13 protein-coding genes are annotated in these 20,222 nt (G+C 48.8%); 5 read left to right on the top strand and 8 right to left on the bottom strand.

From position 1 onward, the window contains the following. Positions 1–7 precede the first annotated feature (7 nt). The 4 genes from JMI88_RS15080 to JMI88_RS15065 all read right to left on the bottom strand — a co-directional run bounded on the left by JMI88_RS15080 (position 8) and on the right by JMI88_RS15065 (position 4,486). Complete coding sequence (locus JMI88_RS15080; RefSeq protein WP_201362703.1) at positions 8–1,252, bottom strand: Gfo/Idh/MocA family protein; 1,245 nt, start codon at positions 1,250–1,252, stop codon at positions 8–10. A 45-nt stretch (positions 1,253–1,297) separates the two neighbouring features. After that, the gene (locus JMI88_RS15075; protein ID WP_201362701.1) at positions 1,298–2,149 is read right to left on the bottom strand and encodes a carbohydrate ABC transporter permease; all 852 of its coding nucleotides are present in this window, start codon (positions 2,147–2,149) and stop codon (positions 1,298–1,300) included. A gap of 39 nt (positions 2,150–2,188) precedes the next feature. Next, entirely contained in the window at positions 2,189–3,064 is an 876-nt protein-coding gene (locus JMI88_RS15070) for a carbohydrate ABC transporter permease (RefSeq protein ID WP_373323863.1), read from the bottom strand. 156 nt (positions 3,065–3,220) lie between these two features. Continuing rightward, on the bottom strand, positions 3,221–4,486 hold the full coding sequence (locus tag JMI88_RS15065) for an ABC transporter substrate-binding protein (RefSeq protein WP_201362697.1): 1,266 nt from the start codon (positions 4,484–4,486) through the stop codon (positions 3,221–3,223). A 539-nt stretch (positions 4,487–5,025) separates the two neighbouring features. Here JMI88_RS15065 and JMI88_RS15060 point away from each other — a divergent pair. The 5 genes from JMI88_RS15060 (at position 5,026) to JMI88_RS15040 (ending at position 11,577) form a co-directional block, all read left to right on the top strand. Continuing rightward, entirely contained in the window at positions 5,026–5,802 is a 777-nt protein-coding gene (locus JMI88_RS15060) for a DeoR/GlpR family DNA-binding transcription regulator (protein WP_201362695.1), read from the top strand. Between the two features lie 285 nt (positions 5,803–6,087). After that, complete coding sequence (locus JMI88_RS15055; protein ID WP_201362693.1) at positions 6,088–6,855, top strand: ABC transporter ATP-binding protein; 768 nt, start codon at positions 6,088–6,090, stop codon at positions 6,853–6,855. Continuing rightward, positions 6,852–9,275: an FtsX-like permease family protein gene (locus JMI88_RS15050; protein WP_201362691.1), complete on the top strand. Its 2,424-nt coding sequence runs from the start codon at positions 6,852–6,854 to the stop codon at positions 9,273–9,275. The genes JMI88_RS15055 and JMI88_RS15050 overlap by 4 nt, the downstream gene beginning before the upstream one ends. A 134-nt stretch (positions 9,276–9,409) precedes the next feature. Then, positions 9,410–10,930 carry a HAMP domain-containing sensor histidine kinase gene (locus tag JMI88_RS15045; RefSeq protein ID WP_201362690.1) on the top strand — a complete coding sequence of 507 codons (1,521 nt, stop codon included), beginning with the start codon at positions 9,410–9,412 and terminating at the stop codon, positions 10,928–10,930. Further along, entirely contained in the window at positions 10,927–11,577 is a 651-nt protein-coding gene (locus JMI88_RS15040; RefSeq protein ID WP_201362688.1) for a response regulator, read from the top strand. Before JMI88_RS15045 ends, JMI88_RS15040 begins: the two co-directional genes overlap by 4 nt. Positions 11,578–11,693: 116 nt before the next feature. Here JMI88_RS15040 and JMI88_RS15035 read toward each other — a convergent pair whose 3' ends face one another. The 4 genes from JMI88_RS15035 to JMI88_RS15020 form a co-directional block, all read right to left on the bottom strand. Beyond that, positions 11,694–13,175, bottom strand: coding sequence for a hypothetical protein (locus JMI88_RS15035; RefSeq protein WP_201362687.1), 1,482 nt, complete (start codon positions 13,173–13,175; stop codon positions 11,694–11,696). A gap of 56 nt (positions 13,176–13,231) precedes the next feature. After that, positions 13,232–15,304: a glycosyltransferase gene (locus JMI88_RS15030; protein WP_201362686.1), complete on the bottom strand. Its 2,073-nt coding sequence runs from the start codon at positions 15,302–15,304 to the stop codon at positions 13,232–13,234. A 722-nt stretch (positions 15,305–16,026) separates the two neighbouring features. Next, positions 16,027–17,508, bottom strand: coding sequence for a glycoside hydrolase family protein (locus JMI88_RS15025; protein WP_201362685.1), 1,482 nt, complete (start codon positions 17,506–17,508; stop codon positions 16,027–16,029). 57 nt (positions 17,509–17,565) lie between these two features. Beyond that, positions 17,566–19,722 carry a glycosyltransferase gene (locus tag JMI88_RS15020; RefSeq protein ID WP_201362684.1) on the bottom strand — a complete coding sequence of 719 codons (2,157 nt, stop codon included), beginning with the start codon at positions 19,720–19,722 and terminating at the stop codon, positions 17,566–17,568. Positions 19,723–20,222: the final 500 nt, after the last annotated feature.

Below are 20,222 nucleotides of genomic sequence, written 5' to 3'. Positions count from 1 at the left end.
GATACGACTAGACCTCGATGCCACGCTTTGCGCGGCGCGCCTGTTCGGCGGCGAAAACGGTCAGGTGCGTCTCTAACGATTCTTCTGATCCAGAAAGGATCTTGCTGGGATCACGCTGGGCAACGGCCGCCACAAAGCTCTGCATCAGCATGTAGTCTCCACCACCATGCCCGCTCGCCTCCTCTACACGTTCGATGTCGTATTCACGGGTCTCTTCTGTCAAGAAATCATAGTGCACGATCTTGTGCCCATTACCGCGTATTTCACCCCGCGTGCCGAAGATGATCGTCTCACGATCGCGGGTCTCACTGGTGGCAATCATGGTAAATGATGCGGTCGCGCCATTCTCATACTCTAAATTGACCACCTGGTGATCGACCACATCGTTATCGCACTCGTAGACGCAGCGCCCATAAGGACCGTTGCGTAGCACTTCTAGCACACCCTCTTCAGAAAAATCGGTTGTGATCACATCCAATGGCCAGCCCGTACTTCCTTTGTGCAACCGCTTGAGATAAAAGCGCTTCGCGGAATAGGAACACTGATTCTCGTAGGCGCAGTCGAGGCAGCGTTTCGCGTCGCCTGCGGCGGCTGGCTTCTGCTCTTTCCTAAAGTGCAGCAATGAGCCAAACGAGGAAACATGCACACAGCGCTGGCCGATGATATAGCGCAGCCAATCGATGTCGTGGCAGGATTTCGCTAGCAGCATGAATGAAGACCTGGCCTCATTGCCCCAGTTACCACGCACAAATGAATGCGCATGGTGCCAGTAGCCAACCGGTTCCAGGTGCTGCACGCTTACGATATCGCCAATCAAATCCGACGATAGCAGGGCTTTCAGACGTTGCGTGTAGGCTGTGTAGCGCATCACGTGACCGACGGCAAAGATATTCTTGTTTACCTGTACCGCCTCGACGATGCGGCGACAACTCTCTGCGTCCGGTGCCAGCGGCTTCTCCAGCAGGATGTCATAGCCCTTATTGGCGAAGGCAACGGCAGGATCTTTATGCAGCACATCCGGTGTAGCAATCACGACCGCGTCAGCAAATTTAGGCCGTTCAGCCAGTTGCTGCCAGTCGGCGACCACATTTTCCTCCGCGATATGATGCTCGGCGGCCAGGTGCGTGCGGAAATAATCGCGTGGGTCCGCCACACCCACAACCTGCGCCTGGTCAGGATGTTTTTTGGCATAGCCAGCGTACGTCTTTCCTCTACTACCAGCGCCAATAATCAGCAAGGTGACCGGTTTCATTAAGATTTCCTTTCCTATAAATAGCAATATCCCAATGCTATAATTTTATCCTTTTGTACCAGTAATAGCGATTCCCTCAATAAAGCTCTTTTGGAAGATAATAAACATGACCAGCATAGGCCAGGATGCCAGCACCGCTCCGGCCATCATCACCGGGAAGTTCGTGCCATGTTCTCCTTGCAGCGAGGCCAGACCAACGGTCAACGTCATCTTATCCGTTGAATCATTTACGACCAGTGGCCAGATCAGGTCGTTCCAGGACCATAAAACGGTCAGGATCGCCAGCGCGATGAGAGCCGACTTCGCTAGTGGAAGGATAATATGCCAGTAAATCTGCAAATGATTAGCTCCATCTAAACGGGCGGATTCATCAAGCTCTGTGGGCAGGCTCATAAAAAATTGGCGCAACAAGAATGTGCCAAAAGAGCTGAACAGACCAGGTACGATCAGTGCCTGCAATGAGTTCAGCCAGTGTAAATCTTTCATGATCAGATATTGTGGGACCAGAAAGACATAGCTGGGCACCATCAGGACTGAGAGCATGAATACAAATAGTACTGTGCGACCGGGGAACTTAATGCGTGCAAACGCATAGGCCGCCAGGGAACAGAAGAGTAACTGACCCAGCGTACGCCCAAGCGCCATCAGAAATGTGTTTTTGTAAAATGTCACAAAGGGCAGCGTGGAGAGTACATCAGAATAATTGCTCCATTGTGCTTGCGCAGGAAAAAAGATCAATGGCACGTGCGTTGCTTCTGCCAGCGTCTTTAATGAGGTCAACGCCATCCAGAGAAATGGCACCACAAAAAATAAAACACCAGCAATCAGAATGACGTGAATAATCCAGAAAGGTTTTCCTCTCCTGCCACTCTTTTCTAGCTTTATACGTCCAATCATTGCACTACTCCTCGTATGAGCTCCCTTCCGGAGAAGAAACTAACCGTAATGCACCCAGCGTTTCTGCAATCTGAACTGTATCAGGGTCACCACCAGAATGATGACGAACAAGAATACCGCGATCGCTGATGCATACCCCTTGTCATTGTCGATAAAAGCATGCTGGTAATAGAGGTACACAACCGTCTCACCAGACTGTAGAGCGGGGCTATTGGGTCCCAGCATCAGAAAGATCAAGTCAAAGACCTGAAATGCATTGATCAATGACGTAACGGTCACAAAGAAAATGGTTGGAGACAGCAGTGGCAGGGTAATATGGAAGAACTTTTTGATGGGGCCAGCACCATCTATAGCTGCGGCTTCTATATAGGTACTGGAAATACCTTGCAGTCCTGCGAGAAAGAGCACCATATTGTTACCGACCGCGCCCCAGATGGCTACAATAATGATGGCGTACAGAGCGGTGGCTGGATTTGTCAGCCAGCTCAGGCCATGAATATGAGCAAAACTCAATAGATAGTTGACCAGACCATAGTCGCCGTTGTAGAGCCATTGCCAGATGATAGCGATCGCGGCCGGAATTGTCACAACGGGCAGGAAGTAGAGTGTTCGGTAGACGCCGACGCCACGGATTTTCTGGTTTAGCAGGGTTGCAAAAAATAGCGAGACAATGATGCCTCCGGTCACTGATAACACTGTATAGATCAGTGTATTGCGCAATGCACCACCTAGCTCTGGATCACTCAGCATACCCTGGTAATTGGACAGGCCCGTCACGGTATATTTACCGAAGGCACCCCATCGAGTAAAGCTAAAAAAGATGGTCTGAAAAACTGGCCAGATATAAAAGATCAGCAAACCGATCATCATCGGGGCGATCATCGCATAGGCCCAGAGCACATCTCGCCACTGCATCCTGTGTGAGAACCTCTTCCTTTTCTCTGGTACAATGGCCGCTGGCCTCTCCTCTGCCAGTCCAATTTTTGTCATCTCCAAATGCTACCTCCATAAATTGATAAGCTCGCTCACTGGCAACGGTACCAGTGAGCAGAGCTATACACTATCAACTTACTACTCTTTGGCGAGTTCCTGGTTCATTTGCGATGCCAGCTTTTTTGCACCAGTATCCAGACTGAGTTGTCCCGCCCACACCTGGGTCAGTACCTTGTTCTGCGTATCCACCCACGCCGATGTATTTTTGGAGATAGGATAGGGCACCGCGTAAGGTAATTCATCGATGAACGACTGCAGATGGAATTCAGGATATGCGTTCACCCACTGTGTCTGTGTACCGTTATAGGCAGGAATAACCGTTCCTGTTTTAGCCTGAACGTCTGCCGCATCTTTAGAGCCCAGATAGTTCACAAACTCCCAGGCCTGCTGAGGATATTGCGTATTTGCAGAGATTACATTACCAAGTCCGTGAATAACTGTTGCGCGTTTCTTGCCCTGTGGTAGTACACTCACGGCAACTTTATCTTTGGTGTAGCTATTTGAATGAAACTCGATCGCATCCCAGGAGCCACCATACATCATCGCGATTTTGCCCGATTCAAACATGGTGAGGGGAGTAGTATCGGTCATCTGTGCCTGCGTCGGTGATGACTTCGACTGAATGAAATCGGTCCAGAACTTTAAACCACCCATGGTGGCAGGGTCGTCAAAGCCTGATGTTTTCTTGTCGGGAGAGATTACAAAACCACCGTTCTGTGGAATGGTATTGTAGAAACCCTCCTGGTCGCTCACGGGGGCAGCAATACCCCAGACTCCCTTGGTAGGATTCGTGAGTTTCTTTGCCGCGTCCTGCAATGTTTGCCAGGTCCACGTGTTATCGGGATATTTGACGCCAGCCGCGTCAAAAAGGGTCTTGTTGTACCACAGACCAATCGTGTCAAAGTCCTTTGGCAGCGCATAGTGCTTGTCCTGGTAAGTATACAGATTGACCAGAGCGGGTGGGTAGTTGTTCAGGTTCACCTTGTCGGTATTAATCTGATTATCAATCGGGGCAATGATGTTATTCGAGGCATACTTCTGGAAATTAGGACCATTCATCCAGAAAACGTCGGCGAGGCTTTCACCAGTGGCGGCTGTTTCTAGCTTCGTCCAGTATTGAGCGAATGGGGTAACTTGAATGCTCACTTTAATCTTCGGATGGGTCTTCTCGAAGTTGTTGACGATGGTTTGCAGAGCCGGTACCTGGTTCTTATCCCAGATACTATACTTGAGGGTAACGTTCTGGTCAGCAGTTGAGGATGACGAACTGCCACCTCCATCACAGGCGGTCAGGACGACGGCAAACAGCATAAAAATGCAGCACAGAGAAAAGAGCTTCTTCATGATATACTCTCTCCTTCAAACCTTCCACAGGTTCGGTCGTAACGGAGCCGCTTAAATCGTTGTCGTTAAGTCGGTCCACATCAATCAGGGGTCATCGCAAGGTGAAGTGCAAACAGTCTCTGTTTAACCATGGAGCGCAGGCCTATCAAATACCAGCATCAAAAATTTTTCCGTTGGGTATGCCTGTAGCTCAATTGGATAGTATTGCTCCATTGCAATAACCAAAAATAGATATCGATCAAATTCGATCAAATACGGACGATCATTTGATCACTTATTTTCGAAAATACCATTTAAATTCCTGGTTGTCAAGTCTTTTTGCGCAAATTCGATCAAATCATGATTACATCCTTGACATAACGCGGCCTTTACCCTATAATCACAATCAAATACGATCAACACAATGATCGCTATTGAAGTGGCGACACATAACATTTCTTTGTATGCTCTTCACATAGAGACATGATAATAATTGTTTTCAAATCAGTGGTGGAGTCTCCGAGAGCAGAACTATAACAGGTGGAAAGAAGCGTATTGAAATGGGTACAGAGATGCCACTAACAACTGAACGACTCCAACAAATTGAGCATATTCTCAAGCAGCGTCAGCATATTCGGGTGACAGAATTAAGCGAACAGTTGGGGGTAAGCGAGCCTACGATTCGCCGCGACCTTAAAAAACTGGAGTCGATCGGCCGGGTGCGCCGCGAGCATGGCGGAGTGAGCGTGGCCACCTCTACGACTACGGAGCCACCGATCTTGCAGCGTGTGACGGAAAACATCGAGGAAAAACGCCGCATCGGGCAGATGGCCGCCTCATTGGTCCAGGATGGCGAGACCATCTTTCTTGGATCGGGCACCACAACCCTTGAGGTGGCACGCCATCTTCACGATAAAAAGAACCTGACGGTGATCACGAATGCGCTCAACGTCGCCCACCAACTCGCTGGCAATGAAAACATTACCTTAATCATAACCGGAGGAGTCATCCGCCATTCCGAACTCTCTATGATCGGTCATATCGTCGAACAGACCCTCAAAGAATTGCGCGCCGATAAAGCCATCATCTCCATGCGTGCGGTCAGCCTTCAAGATGGCCTGACCAATGTCGATCCCCTGGAAACCAATACCGATCGCGTCATCATTCAATGCGCGCGCCAGGTCATTCTGGTCGCCGACCACAACAAATTCGATAAGGTCGCCACCGGCGTGGTCGCCCCCATTACATCTGTACACACTATTGTAACTGACGAGCAAACCCCACCGTTGACGATCCAGCACCTGCGTGAATTAGGCATTGAGGTCCATCAGGCCTAAAATAATTCAATTACTTCCACTGATTTCGCAACAAGCGAGGCAACTCATGTCTGGTTGCCTCGCTTGCCAAAAAACTCTAGCATTTTTCCCTCCTCCAGGTTTTGATGTGCACCCTTATCAACAGAATCTAACCATAGATAGAGGCAGAGTCTAACTTGCGATGGATCAGTTTACTGCTGCATTGAACTATACTCACTTGAGCAATACAAAATAGCGGTCCAGCCAAACGCATGCTATGCCATCCATTATTCAGGCTTAGATATATTAAGAGAGGATTTGATTTACATGTTTCATGCACATACATATGATCATTATCAGGTACCGGCTTCTCCATTAATACAGGTTGAGCACCTCACGCGCATCATCACAACGCGTATGCAAAAAACAATGTTGCTTAATGACATCACTTTTACTGTGCCCACTCAGAGTCTCTTTGCTATTAATGGGCCATCTGGGAGTGGTAAGTCTACGCTATTAAATATGCTTACTGGCATTGATCGGCCAACAGAAGGGCGAGTCATTTTTGCTGATCAGGAATTGAAAGCGCAAGGCGAAAATGTGCTGGCTCGCTGGCGTGGACGCAACGTGGGCATTATCTTCCAGTTTTTTCAATTGATCCCTACTCTTACTGCCTTTGAAAATGTCTTGCTGGCTCTAGAATTGGGTGGGGGTGGTGGCCTTCGGCGCAAGGACTGGCGTGAGCGCGCCCTGACGTGTCTGGATATGGTGGCTTTAAGCTCTTTCGCTCATCGCTTACCTGCTGAACTATCTGGCGGCCAGCAACAGCGTGTAGCCATCGCACGCGCTTTAGCCAATGATCCGCCAGCATTGATTGCAGATGAACCCACCGGCAATCTTGACTCTGCAACTGCAAACTCTGTCTTCACGACTCTGGCAAACCTTACTCACCAGGGAAAAACGGTCATCTACGTTACGCACGATCCTCAACTTGCCTCGCTGGCTTCTGCGCGTATTGATCTACTAGATGGACAGATTGTCAACGAACATGGTGCTAATGCTATTATTACTTCCCGACGAGAGGTGCATTCATGAGTGCAAGCATGAACAAAATTCTGGCTGATCTGAAAATGAGAAAAGGTCGCACACTGCTGGTGATTATCGGCATTCTCGTCGGCGTCTTTGGCTTGACCAGCATTAATCTTACGAAAGATGTGCTCTTGTCTGCCTACTCTTATACCATTGAGAGCCAGGCAACGCAGCCAGATATTACGATGCTTGTCGATAAGCCAGATACAAGCCTCACGCCTATTCTAAAGGCTGTGCCCAACGTAAAAGCGGTACAATTCGAGACGCGTATCTCAACCCTATGGCGCATCAATAAAGCACCTGGTTATACACCCATCAAAATTGTGAGTTATCCCAATTTAAATACACGGCAGTCCCCCTCTCTAACTCCATTTGAGCTTGTGAGCGGCCGTTATCCACAGGCAGGCGAAATTGTGATGGAATATGGCGATATCGCTCTGGCGACCGTCAATATTGGCGATACAATCAGCATCGATACTATCCATGGACAAGCCCGGCTACGCGTGGTGGGACTGGCGCGCACCGCGGGTGTCAATCCCGCTACCTCTGGAAAAGCGCAGGCCTATATGAGTGATGCAGGCGTGCGTCAATTAGATGTGCTTACAAATAGCAATGAGCCAGATCGTCCTTCACGCCAATATATGTTTCACTATAAAGTCGACCATATCAGTCAGGTTAACACGACCGCTAAAGTTCTGCAGGATGTACTACTTAGCAAACATGTGCGCGTTCTCGCTACTGCTTTTCCAGGGCCAGCTATTGTACCGCTGCAGCAAATTAATGGCATCTTTACCCTGCTTACAATTCTGATTATTCTGGCTGTATTTATCAGTGCTATCCTCATTTTCAATACAGTCACGACCTTGATTACTGAGCAGACCGCGATCATTGGTGCGATGAAAACGCTGGGGGGTACGCAGTGGCAGATCATGCACAGCTATCTGAGCTTTGTGGCTATTTGTAGCTCGCTTGCAACTATTGCGGGTTTGATCCTTGGTATCGCGGGTGGATATACGCTGGCCTCTATGCTAGCGCCGTCTATTCCACTGGCTTTAGGACCATTTATGCTGCCGGTCAATCTGATACTTCTCGGTTTACTTGTCGGCTTTGGAGTACCATTGCTCGCAGCCCTGCTCCCGCTGTGGAATGGAACTCGCATCACTATTCGCGAGGCTCTTTCCGCTTATGGCGTCAGTACAGGCAGAGGAAGTGTAGTGCTGGCCCGTTTTGCCTGGCGGCTCAGTTGGATCTCACAAACAATGTGGCTCGGGCTGCGCGGCTTCTTCCGGAGGCGCTGGCGGGTCGTGTTCACTATCTTCATGCTCAGTATTGCTGGCACAAGTTTCTTAGTGGTTCAGACTCTGACCACTTCTGTTGATCACACTGTAAGCTCGGTCTTTACAAACTTTCATGCTGAGGTTGAAGTCGATCTTGGGCCACAAATGACGCTTGGCCAAATTACCAAAGATCTAAGTAAAGTTCAGAATATTAATACCATTGAACGTTATGGACAGGGAGGTGCAAATACCCCATGGGGACACCTGGCTCTATGGGGGATCGAGCCACAGACGAAAATCTATCACTACCACGTGGTTAGAGGGCGCTGGTTACGGCCAGATGATAGCAATGTCGTTCTCATTAGTAGCCATTTTTCGGCGCTGACGGGTCTGGCAGTCGGCAACGATATCGTAGTAAGTAATGCAAATAACCAGCCTGCAACCTGGCGCATCATTGGTATCATTGATGAGAACGTTAATGGTTTAGGACAAATGGGAGCCGCAATCGTTCCAGTGAATACACTCTATCAGTTTCAAGGTATCCCTGCAAATGCTGCCAAAGATGCCGCGTCACGTGTCTTGATACAAGCAAACGATCCTTCGGCAGTGGCTACACAAAAAATCACGCAGCAGATAGGAAATATCGCCGTTACCATGGCCACCAGCGGCTCGGTAGAACGTGGCGGTGGTATTGTAAATGTCTATCTCGTACAGGATGAAATTACTCGTCACCAGCGCAGCTGGTTTGTCTCGTACATTTTGCTCTACGGCGTCGCAGTTATTGTTGGTAGTACTGCTATTATCGGACTGGCTAATGAATTAACCGCCTCGGTTCTGGAGCGTCGCCGCGAAATCGGCATGTTACGCGCAATGGGTGCTAGTTCCTGGCAGGTGGCTCAGGTCTTCTGGATGCAAGGCCTCTCGCTTAGCCTCATCGCCTGGATAACTGGTGCTATGGTAGGATTACCATTGGCTTACGCTTTCTTGCGCGTCTTTAGTCAGTTTGTTATGCCCATTGACTTTGTCTGCGATCCTTTCGCCTTTCTGTTGATGCTGTTGGCGCTGCTAGCTATCGCGACCTTTGCCAGTATCACGCCAGCGCAACATGCAGCTCGCTTACGCATTGCAGAACTTTTGCGTTACGAATAATGATCAATAGCATGTCTAATACCTGGCAATAAATGGCTCCGGCTTTCGCTCGTAGCATGAGTGAAGGAGCCATATAATAAAATGATAGTACAACATATCAGTTTAGCTACAATTATGCAAGGAGCTTGATGTACATGCGCGCGATACATTGGCGCTTTGGCAGTCTCTTCTGGCGCCTCACACTAACATATCTGATAGCAACGCTCGTGGCGGCGCTGGCCATTGAGTGCGCGATCACGTTGATGCCATTATTGAGGAATTTTCAACAGGACAATGTATCGCCTCTGCAAGCATTAGAGAAACAGGGGGCTGCGCGCATATCTACCTCTATAGACAACATATCGGTAAACTCGGATGAAGAATCCCTGCGTTACGCGCTTGCGCTACCGCTCTTTGATGATATATACCGGGATGAACCCCGACTTACATTTGTGGCTCTCTTTGATCATAACGGCCGACTGTTGACATCAATCTCCTGTACGCGCTCACAATTAATTTCTCTGGGTAGCAGAAGATGCACACAACAAACACAACAAAAGCTGAGCAAGCTTCAGACCTATCGAGCAACACAACAAACTTTACGTCAGATAAACAACCCCAATCGTTCTTCCACCCCGGTTATTCATCACCTTCCAACAGGTGAGTCCCTTGTTAGCATACCTGTACAAGGCAGTAATAAACAAACAAGGGTCAGTCTTCTTGTGGCTGTAAATGGTTCTCTGGCTCCGCAAAACACATATACCATGTCACCAGAACAACTGATCGCTACACTGTGGAGCTACTGGCAACCTGCAGGATTTTACTTTATTTTCTTAGCCAGCGCGTTAGGCACAGGTGCTGGCATGCTTATCTCTCATAATCTTACGCGCCGCTTGCATCGTATTGCTCAGGCAACCCAGAAATGGAGTCAGGGAGAATTCCAGAGTGCGATTCATGACGATGCTCATGACGAATTGGGACAATTAAGTAAAGATCTCAATAACATGGCAGAGCAGCTACAAATGTTGCTACTAACGCGGGGGAAACTCGCTATCATTGAGGAACGCACGCGCTTGAAACGGGATTTGCACGATGCAGTAAAGCAACATTTGTTTGCCGTACAGATGCAATTGTCAGCGGGACGCGTCCTTTTTCAGAAAGATGCGACCTCCTCGTATCACCATCTTATTGAGGCGGAAAAGTTAGCGGTGCTTGCGCAGCAAGAATTGGCTACACTCATCGAAGCTCTTCGTCCGGTTGCGCTAACTGATAAAAACCTGATCGTGGCGCTGGAAGAGTTCTGTCATGCCTGGTCACAGCGTACAGCTATTATGCTATCAGTGCATACAGAGCAGATTCCTCCCCTCACTTCCGCAATTGAACAGGCTATCTTTCGCGTCACCCAGGAAGCTCTCTCAAATATCGCCCGACATAGTGAGGCTCATAATGTATCCCTCGAACTGTTAGCCACTCCTGGCGCAATTACACTCAACATAACAGATGATGGACATGGTTTTAACTCTTCTACTGTCCATGCGAAGAAGCATAGTATAGGACTACAAAGTATGCGTGAGCGCATTGAGGCTATTTATGGTCTGTTCGCCATTGAAAGTACAGCGTGTGGAACGTCAATCAAAGTACACATTCCAGTAGCAGTTCAGAAGGAGGAACAATGACCGAGATAATTCGGGTAGGTATTGTCGATGATCATGTGGTAGTCCGGCAGGGTATACAGGCTTTTCTAGCCACACAATCTGATATACGCGTAGTTGGTGAGGCCAGTTCAGGTGAAGAGGCCATTCAATTGGTCAAAAATTTGATGCCGGATGTGCTCCTCCTTGATCTCGCGATGCCGGGCTTAGACGGGGTTGAGACGACGCAACGCGTTAAACAGATAAGCCCCCAGATACACATTGTAGTCCTGACCTCTTATGTGCAGGATGAATACATTTTCCCTGCCATCCGCGCCGGCGCGCTTTCCTATTTACTTAAAGAATCTCCAGGAGAAGAGATCGTCAACGCAATCCATAGAGCCGCCCGAGGGGAGGCGATACTTCATCCACGTATCGCATCGCGCGTGGTCCAGGAATTGCAGGGAAAACGCCGGGCGGAAATCAATCCATTTCACGAACTCAGTGAACGCGAGATGGAGGTGCTGCGCTTAATTGCCAACGGGCTCAACAATGCCATGATCGCGGAACACCTGGTGATCAGTGAAGGAACCGTCAAAAGCCATGTCAATAACATTTTAAGCAAGCTACATTTAGCCGACCGCACACAGGCTGCAATCTTTGCCTGGCGAGAAGGAATTGTCCGGAAATAAACATGCCTCTTTCCTTACAATATTTTTCATCACCTATAATATATTTACCGCGCAAGCCATACCTGCCCGGCTCTTCCTCAAAATTCGGAATGAGTAAGGTTCTTCAGGAAAAAGATTTAGTAGGAAGGTATGATGTCCACGAGGAGAGCGCCTTGCGCAGGCACAGTCAGCTTCATGCGCCCATTTTGGACGAGTGTGTACCCCACAACCTGGTCCTGGTGTTGTGCATCAAATTGCCGAATTGTGCCACTGCCCTGGTGCAGGAGCGCTGACAGGTCCGCCGTAAGCTGCTGATTGGCCTTGCTATTCGAGTTGGTAATCAGCAAAGAGAGATGCCCATCGGTGCTCCTGGTTGTGATAGCCTGGATGGAGGAACCAGGTGTATTGACGGTGCTTTGATAAGTTGGACAACATCCTTGCAACGCACGAATCGCCATACGGAGCGCATAATAATCAAGACGGCGCGTTCCAGCACTGCTAATCAACCCAAACGGAATAGCATCGTAATCGTAGAGTGAGAAAATATTACTGCCATAGACATAGTTATTGCCAGGTTCAGAACCTCTTATGAGATTGTTGATAATTGAGACACCCACCGGTGCGGTATCGTACTTATTGTTTTGTGCGTAGCTGCCCCACTCGCTCAGCCAGACTGAAGAGTTTGTGTGGTGTGTCTCATTGAGCCACAAGTGTGCCCTTTGCACGGCCGGGAGAATATTTGGATCATAGTCGTGAATATCCACCGTATCGATGTCGTCAGGGATCTGTTGGAGAAGATCTTTAGTCCAGGCATTGCCGGTTGAGCCTGCTGCTCCATAGATATGATACGAGCGTCCCAGCAAATACGTGTGATAGACATATTTGATGGCATCAGCCGTATAGTGGAATAAGGTGATATATTGGGCCTCGTTGCCCTTCCATCCCTGTTCGGCTGCGTTGGGCTCATTCAGTACTTCAAAGTCGTTGACATTATAATCATTGCGCACATTAAGCCAGTAGACAGTGGCAAAGACATGTTCCCACCACTCATTCCAATCAGCCTGTGTGGTTGGTGGGTTGGCGATCCAGGATGGGTTGTGGTTATTATCGACGTTGCGCAGCGTTAACAGCGTGCGAATATGATCAGCCTTCAGAGTGCTGAAGAATGTACGAGCATTTCCGTGCCAACCAGAGTTTTGATATGACCACCAGTAATCGCTGCCATTGGGCGGATTCGTCATGGCATTGTCCCACCAGGACCAATTGATCACATCGGGATTGGCCTTGATCTGATCTATAGTTGGCCAACCATAGATCGAACTGTCATCCTGATACTCCCAGCGCGACATGCCCCCATAGACATGATAAGAATTGATGCCAAGATCTATGAAGTCGGCACTATTAAAGTCACTGCTACCCTCGGTCGCGCCGATGTAGCACGTGCTGACGCCCCATTGGGTCCCCTTTACGCTAATCACTGTTCCTTTCTCTGTTACCGCCGGAACAGTACTGGTCGGATGAGAACTGGATGGCATCCAGGATGTTGTTGGAGAACAGGCGCTCAGGAGGAGTGCCAGCAAACTGAAATACCAGAGACGAGAGAAGCGAAGTACTTTCATAGCGTTTTTTGCCTTTGTCTATATGCTGTTCATTGTCTCGTAAGGGTTGACCCGCTTTATCTACCAGAAATAAAGAATAGCTTAAAGAGGTACACAGAATGGAGATGTAAATCAAGTATTGCTAATAGGGTAGCGCAAGCGACTTGCCATAAAGATCCTTTGATACAGAGCAGCACCTTCCACAGACCATACGCGCGATTGTCATACAGATGACCCAGGATGCAGACCCAGAGTATAAACGTATAGAATACGATGTTGGCTGTGGCAAACCAGTGATAGATGGCCGCTCCTCCACCCACAAACAGGAGTGAGTAGGCGAAGGTGAACATCGTGATGAGCGTGTATGGTAACAGGACACGGTTGGGCATGGGTTTGATGCTTGCCTGCCCCTTTGGCGTGACACGAAATGGGAGCTCTTTCTTGAAAATGGCGCTAATCGTTGCCATGACGACCCCCATGAACATCCAGGGCCAGGTCACCATGGGGAAAACAACGGTTTCCCAGCTCAAGATTTTTGCATTGCTCGGTCGTAACCATCCCTGACGCTGAATCCACCCTACGATCAAGAGACAAGTGAAGGTTGTCGCGGCGTAGTGCAGCAGAAAATCTGGGTACGTTACATTCGCGAAGGCGGTTTGTGTGATCAGCGCGATCAGAGGCAGGAGACTGATGGCAATCATGTTGCCCGAAGATAATGGATACCATAACTGCGCGAAAAAGAATTGGAGCTTGAGCCGCAAGCGTAAATGTTTCCAATAGATCGGTGTGAGGGTCAACAGCAGCTTGGTGAGACTGCGGCTCCATTGAAATTCTTGCGTGACGCTATCGGCGAGACATTCCGCGCCGTCTCCATGAGCGAGAGCCTTGAAAGCAAAGGCCCCACGCCAGCCATAGGCGTTAAAGAGCAGCGTGGTCGAGTGATCCTCAGCCAACTCTGGTCCCAGCCCACCGATCTCTTGTAAGGCACTGGTACGTACGGCATAATGGCTGCCGATGCACAGAGGAGCAAAGCCATAGCTATGCCCTGCTTGCATGGCCCCGTGGAGTCCGGCTTCCGTATACAGGCGGGCACGTGAGACCCAGGAGGAGGCGGCGTTGGCGTCGCAAATACTGGGTGCAGCCACGTAGCCCACCGCAGGATCATAGAACGGCGCCATCATGTGGGTAAGGTAGTCTGGCTCTGGCACATGATCGGCATCCAATTGGGCCACGAAATCATAGTGGCGATAAGCACAGGTATCATAAAAATACGCCAGATTGCCTTCCTTGCTTTTCTGTCTGCGCGGCCATGACACATTTTGATAATCCGGCATGTTCTTGCGACAGGAGACCCAGATGCGATTCTTAATGCACCACTGCAGAACTTCTTCGGACGGATCTTCATCGGCGAGCCAGACATCGAATGGACGGGGAAAGTTCTGTGCCTTCATGGCCAGGAGCGTCTTTTCGACAATGGCCCACGGCTCGGATGGCGCTTTGGTGACGACCATGGCGACACGTCCGTCCGGCAACGGCAGCGAGGGATCAGGCTCATGCATGCGGGCGACAAAAAAGAAGTAGTATCCAGGCAGAACGGTTGACCAGAGTAAGACCAGGCTGTTGATAAGCATACCCGTTTGCGTCACCACGTGTGCTGGCTGGAGCCACCAGGTCCAGAAAAAAACGAGGGAGGCGATCCAAAGGGCTAATAACATCAAAAACACGACCTTCTGTCGTCGGCTCATCACGCTCTTCAGATAAGGGAGGTGGGTACCTTTGTGGTTGACTTGCTCACCACTATCTATAGACGGTCGCTTGTGAAATTTTCTTTGTGAGAGGGCCTCAACCCTCGGCATGCGCCGCGTATTGATGATTTCAATCGGATAGACTGGCATGAGTGTGGTTGGGGAGGAATCAACCACAGAAACCAGGGAGTGGGTGGTATCCGTTTCATAAATCAGAGGGCCAGTGAGATGCAGAGTTTCTACCAGTTCAACAGCTGGAAGAACAGGGGTTGACTTTGTCAGATTCTCTTCAACACTTACAGGAAGCTCAGGCTGTTCAGTTTGTGCCTGTACTTGTTTTAATAATTGTTGTTTTCGTATAAATTGGAGCCACAATTGGCGAGCGCTGCTAGAAAAAATCTGCATATGGAGATACCTTTTCCTCTTCAAAAAATCTTGCGCGACTGTAAAAAACACCTCCGTTTTTCTCTTACCAGGAGTGCAGAAGCGAAAGATTCTTCAATTAATTTGTAATATTGATATTAATCCAATGTATATGAGACATATACAGACAAAAAATGACACAAAAATCACATCCTCTAATCAAAAATCAGAGAGTCATAGATTACAGAAAATAAATCTTCCTGTTTTTGTGCATTATATAGTTAAGGATAAATTTTGTATGTGTCTCCTTGGATTAAGCAATATATGCTGTTATACATATTTTGCTATCATTCAATACGTATTACGGGATTGATAGTAACAAGTTTAGCTTGAATATGCCTATTGGGAGTCACTACATCATTTTGGGGGAAATATATACTAAGAAGTCTAACCAGAGATATAAGAGCGTTATAGATCTGTAGACCAGCAGTACAAAGAAGAAAAGAAAAGACATATCCTGTCTGCATTCAACATCATAGTCGTCGCCATTAATGTTGAGACACTGAAGCAAAGCCAGCTGTTGTTGGGCTTATCAAGCTTCGGCCGTGGAGACGAAGCTTGATAAAACGTGATGAGGGATTCTCAAAAGAGGTGTCAGGTGTTACGGATAGCTCACTACGGTGACTGGGACGTCCGAGTTTTGGCAATCTCTTCCCTGACTCTCTTTAAAATTTGGGATGATACAAAGTCTTTCTAACAATGATTTAGCGGGAAGGTATGATGTCCACGAGAAGGGCACCTTGCGCAGGCACAGTCAGCTTCATGCGCCCATTTTGGACGAGTGTGTGCCCCACAACCTGGTCCTGGTGTTGTGCATCAAATTGCCGAATTGTGCCGCTACCCTGGCGCAGGAGTGCTGACAGGTCCGCCGTAAGTTGCTGGTTGGCCTTGCTATTCGAGTTGGTAATCAGTAAGGAGAGATGCCCATTGGTGCTCCTGGTTGTGATGGCCTGGATGGGAGAACCAGGGTGATTGACGATACTCTGATAGGTGGGACGGCATCCCTGTAACGCACGAATCGCCATGCGGAGTGCATAATAATCAAGACGGCGCGTTCCAGCACTGCTAATCAACCCAAAGGGAACAGCGCCATAATCATAGAGAGAGAAAATATTACTGCCATAGACATGGTTATTGCCAGGTTCAGAGCCTCTTATGAGATTGTTGATAATTGAGACACCCACCGGTGCGGTATCGTACTTATTGTTTCGCAAGTAGCTTCCCCACTCGCTCAGCCAGACTGGATCGGTTGCGTGGCCTGTCTCATTGAGCCACAAGTGTGCTATTTGCACGGGAGGGAGAATATTTGAATCATAGTCGTGAAGGTCAACCGTATCGATGTCGTCAGGAATCTGTTGGAGAAGATCTCTAGCCCAGGCATTGCCAGTTGTGCCCGCTGCTCCATAGATATGATACGAGCGTCCCGGCAAATACGTGTGATAGACATATTTGATGGCATCAGCCGTATAGTGGAATAAGGTGATATATTGGGCCTCGTTGCCCTTCCATCCCTGTTCGGCCAGGTTGGGCTCATTCAGTACTTCAAAGTCGTTGACATTATAATCATTGCGCACATTAAGCCAGTAGACAGTGGCAAAGACATGTTCCCACCACTCATTCCAATCAGCCTGTGTGGTTGGTGGGTTGGCGATCCAGGATGGGTTGTTGAGATTATCGACGTTGCGCAGTGTTAACAGCGTGCGAATATGATCAGCCTTCAGAGTGCTGAAGAATGTACGAGCATTTCCGTGCCAACCAGGGTTTTGATATGACCACCAGTAATCGCTGCCATTGGGCGGATTCGTCATGGCATTGTCCCACCAGGACCAATTGATCACATCGGGATTGGCCTTGATCTGATCTATGGTTGGCCAACCATACGTCGAACTGTCATCTTGATACTCCCAGCGCGACATGCCCCCATAGACATGATAAGAATTGATGCCAAGATCTGTGAAGTCGGCACTATTAAAGTCACTGCTACCCTCGGTCGCGCCGATGTAGCACGTGCTGACGCCCCATTGGGTCCCCTTTACGCTAATCACTGTTCCTTTCTCTGTTACCGCCGGAACAGTACTGGTCGGATGAGAACTGGATGGCATCCAGGATGTTGTTGGAGAACAGGCGCTCAGTAGGAGTGCCAGCAAACTGAAATACCAGAGACGAGAGAAGCGAAGTACTTTCATAGCGTTTTTTTTGCCTTGTCTATATGCTGTTCATTGTCTCGAAAGGGTTGACCCGCTTTATCTGCCAGGGATAAAGAATAGATTAAATATGTATATCGAATGGAGCTGCAGATCGATGATTGTCAATATAGTAGCGCAAGCGACTTGCCATAAAGATCCTTTGATACAGAGCAGCACCTTCCACAGACCATACGCACGATTGTCATACAGATGACCCAGGATGCAGACCCAGAGTATAAACGTATAGAATACGATGTTGGCTGTGGCAAACCAGTGATAGATGGCCGCTCCCCCACCCACAAACAGGAGTGAGTAGGCGAAGGTGAACATCGTGATGAGCGTGTATGGTAACAGGACACGGTTGGGCATGGGTTTGATGCTTGCCTGCCCCTTTGGCGTGACGCGAAATGGGAGCTCTTTCTTGAAAATGGCGCTAATCGTTGCCATGACGACCCCCATGAACATCCAGGGCCAGGTCACCATGGGGAAAACAACGGTTTCCCAGCTCAAGATTTTTGCGTTGCTCGGTCGTAACCATCCCTGACGCTGAATCCACCCTACGATCAAGAGACAGGTGAAGGTTGTCGCGGCGTAATGCAGCAGAAAATCTAGGTACGTTACATTCGCGAAGGCAGTTTGTGTGATCAGCGCGATCAGAGGCAGGAGACTGATGGCAATCATGTTGCCCGAAGATAATGGATACCATAACTGCGCGAAAAAGAATTGGAGCTTGAGCCGCAAGCGTAAATGTTTCCAATAGATCGGGGTCAGGGTCAACAGCAGCTTGGTGAGACTGCGGCTCCATTGAAATTCTTGCGTGACGCTATCGGCGAGACATTCCGCGCCGTCTCCATGGGCGAGAGCCTTGAAAGCAAAGGCCCCACGCCAGCCATAGGCGTTAAAGAGCAGCGTGGTCGAGTGATCCTCAGCCAACTCTGGTCCCAGCCCACCGATCTCTTGTAAGGCACTGGTACGTACGGCATAATGGCTGCCGATGCACAGAGGAGCAAAGCCATAGCTATGCCCTGCTTGCATGGCCCCGTGGAGTCCGGCTTCCGTATACAGGCGGGCACGTGAGACCCAGGAGGAGGAGGCGTTGGCGTCGCAAATACTGGGTGCAGCCACATAGCCCACCGCGGGATCATAGAACGGCGCCATCATGTGGGTAAGGTAGTCTGGCTCTGGCACATGATCGGCATCCAATTGGGCCACGAAATCATAGTGGCGATAAGCACAGGTATCATAAAAATACGCCAGATTGCCTTCCTTGCTTTTCTGTCTGCGCGGCCATGACACATTTTGATAATCCGGCATGTTCTTGCGACAGGAGACCCAGATACCGTTCTTAATGCACCACTGCAGAACTTCTTCGGACGGATCTTCATCGGCAAGCCAGACATCGAATGGACGGGGAAAGTTCTGTGCCTTCATGGCCAGGAGCGTCTTTTCGACAATGGCCCACGGCTCAGATGGCGCTTTGGTGACGACCATGGCGACACGTCCATCCGGCAACGGCAGCGAGGGATCAGGCTCATGCATGCGGGCGACAAAAAAGAAGTAGTATCCAGGCAGAACGGTTGACCAGAGTAAGACCAGGCTGTTGATAAGCATCCCCGTTTGCGTCACCACGTGTGCTGGCTGGAGCCACCAGGTCCAGAAAAAAACGAGGGAGGCGATCCAAAGGGCTAATAACATCAAAAACACGACCTTCTGTCGTCGGCTCATCACACTCTTCAGATAAGGGAGGTGGGTACCTTTGCGGTGACGCTGGGTAACTTTTTCATCATCTATAGATAGTTGCTTATGCAATTTTCTTTGCGAGAGGGCCTCAACCCTCGGCATGCGCCGCGTATTGATGATTTCAATCGGATGGGCTGGCATACGCGTGGTCTCCGTGGAATCACTTATAGGATCAGGAGAATATGCGATCTCCACGTCATGAACTTGAAGAGCAGGAGAATGTGCGGTCTCCGCGTCATGAACTTGAAGAGCAGGAGAATGTGCGGTCTCCGCGTCATAAATCAGAGGGGTGGCAAGGTTCGGAGTTTCCAGCATCTCAACTGTTGGAGGATTAGGGGATTCCCTTGATAGATGTTCTTCAATATTTGCAGGGAACTCAAGCTGTTCAATTTGCTCCTGTGCTCGCTTTAATAGTTGAGATTTACGTGTAAATTTAAACTGCGATTGGTGATCGCTGTTAGAAAAAATTTGCATATAAAGGCGCCTTTTTCTCTTCAAAAATACTGAGTGACTATAAAAAAACATATTTTGTTTATGTTCTCTTATTAGACGTTGCAGAAGCGAAAAGATTCTCCCATTACGTTGTAATAGTAATATTATTCCAATGCTTATGAGACATATACATGCAAAAAATACATCTTCTGGTTAAAATTGGGAATATGGTTAAATAAATTGTGCATGTGTCTCTCTAAATCCGCAATATATGCGACCTCACATACGTTGCTATTGTTGAATACGTATTGCTAGATTAATAGTAACTGGTTTTAACTCAAATATACCTATTTGGCATTTTGGGAAAAAATATATGTTAAAAAATCTAACCAGGAATAGGTAAGCGTTATAGGCATGTAGACCAGCAGTGCAAAGAAGAGGGAAAGGAAGGATGTGCCCTGGCCACATTCAGTATCATAGTCGTCGCTATTAATGTTGAGACACCAGGGTAAAACAAGCTGTGTTGGTAGCTTATCAAGCTC

The sequence above is a fragment of the Dictyobacter formicarum genome (assembly GCF_016587435.1).
Note: the sequence above shows the minus strand (reverse complement) of the source record. Positions and strands in the feature narration are given on the sequence as shown.

Excerpts from the sequence above, each read along its gene's own strand:
- JMI88_RS15080 (WP_201362703.1), bottom strand. The coding sequence starts at position 1,252 with ATGAAACCGGTCACCTTGCTGATTATTGGCGCTGGTAGTAGAGGAAAG.
- JMI88_RS15075 (WP_201362701.1), bottom strand. The coding sequence starts at position 2,149 with ATGATTGGACGTATAAAGCTAGAAAAGAGTGGCAGGAGAGGAAAACCT.
- JMI88_RS15070 (WP_373323863.1), bottom strand. The coding sequence starts at position 3,064 with ATGCAGTGGCGAGATGTGCTCTGGGCCTATGCGATGATCGCCCCGATG.
- JMI88_RS15065 (WP_201362697.1), bottom strand. The coding sequence starts at position 4,486 with ATGAAGAAGCTCTTTTCTCTGTGCTGCATTTTTATGCTGTTTGCCGTC.
- JMI88_RS15060 (WP_201362695.1), top strand. The coding sequence starts at position 5,026 with ATGGGTACAGAGATGCCACTAACAACTGAACGACTCCAACAAATTGAG.
- JMI88_RS15055 (WP_201362693.1), top strand. The coding sequence starts at position 6,088 with ATGTTTCATGCACATACATATGATCATTATCAGGTACCGGCTTCTCCA.
- JMI88_RS15050 (WP_201362691.1), top strand. The coding sequence starts at position 6,852 with ATGAGTGCAAGCATGAACAAAATTCTGGCTGATCTGAAAATGAGAAAA.
- JMI88_RS15045 (WP_201362690.1), top strand. The coding sequence starts at position 9,410 with ATGCGCGCGATACATTGGCGCTTTGGCAGTCTCTTCTGGCGCCTCACA.
- JMI88_RS15040 (WP_201362688.1), top strand. The coding sequence starts at position 10,927 with ATGACCGAGATAATTCGGGTAGGTATTGTCGATGATCATGTGGTAGTC.
- JMI88_RS15035 (WP_201362687.1), bottom strand. The coding sequence starts at position 13,175 with ATGAAAGTACTTCGCTTCTCTCGTCTCTGGTATTTCAGTTTGCTGGCA.
- JMI88_RS15030 (WP_201362686.1), bottom strand. The coding sequence starts at position 15,304 with ATGCAGATTTTTTCTAGCAGCGCTCGCCAATTGTGGCTCCAATTTATA.
- JMI88_RS15025 (WP_201362685.1), bottom strand. The coding sequence starts at position 17,508 with ATGAAAGTACTTCGCTTCTCTCGTCTCTGGTATTTCAGTTTGCTGGCA.
- JMI88_RS15020 (WP_201362684.1), bottom strand. The coding sequence starts at position 19,722 with ATGCAAATTTTTTCTAACAGCGATCACCAATCGCAGTTTAAATTTACA.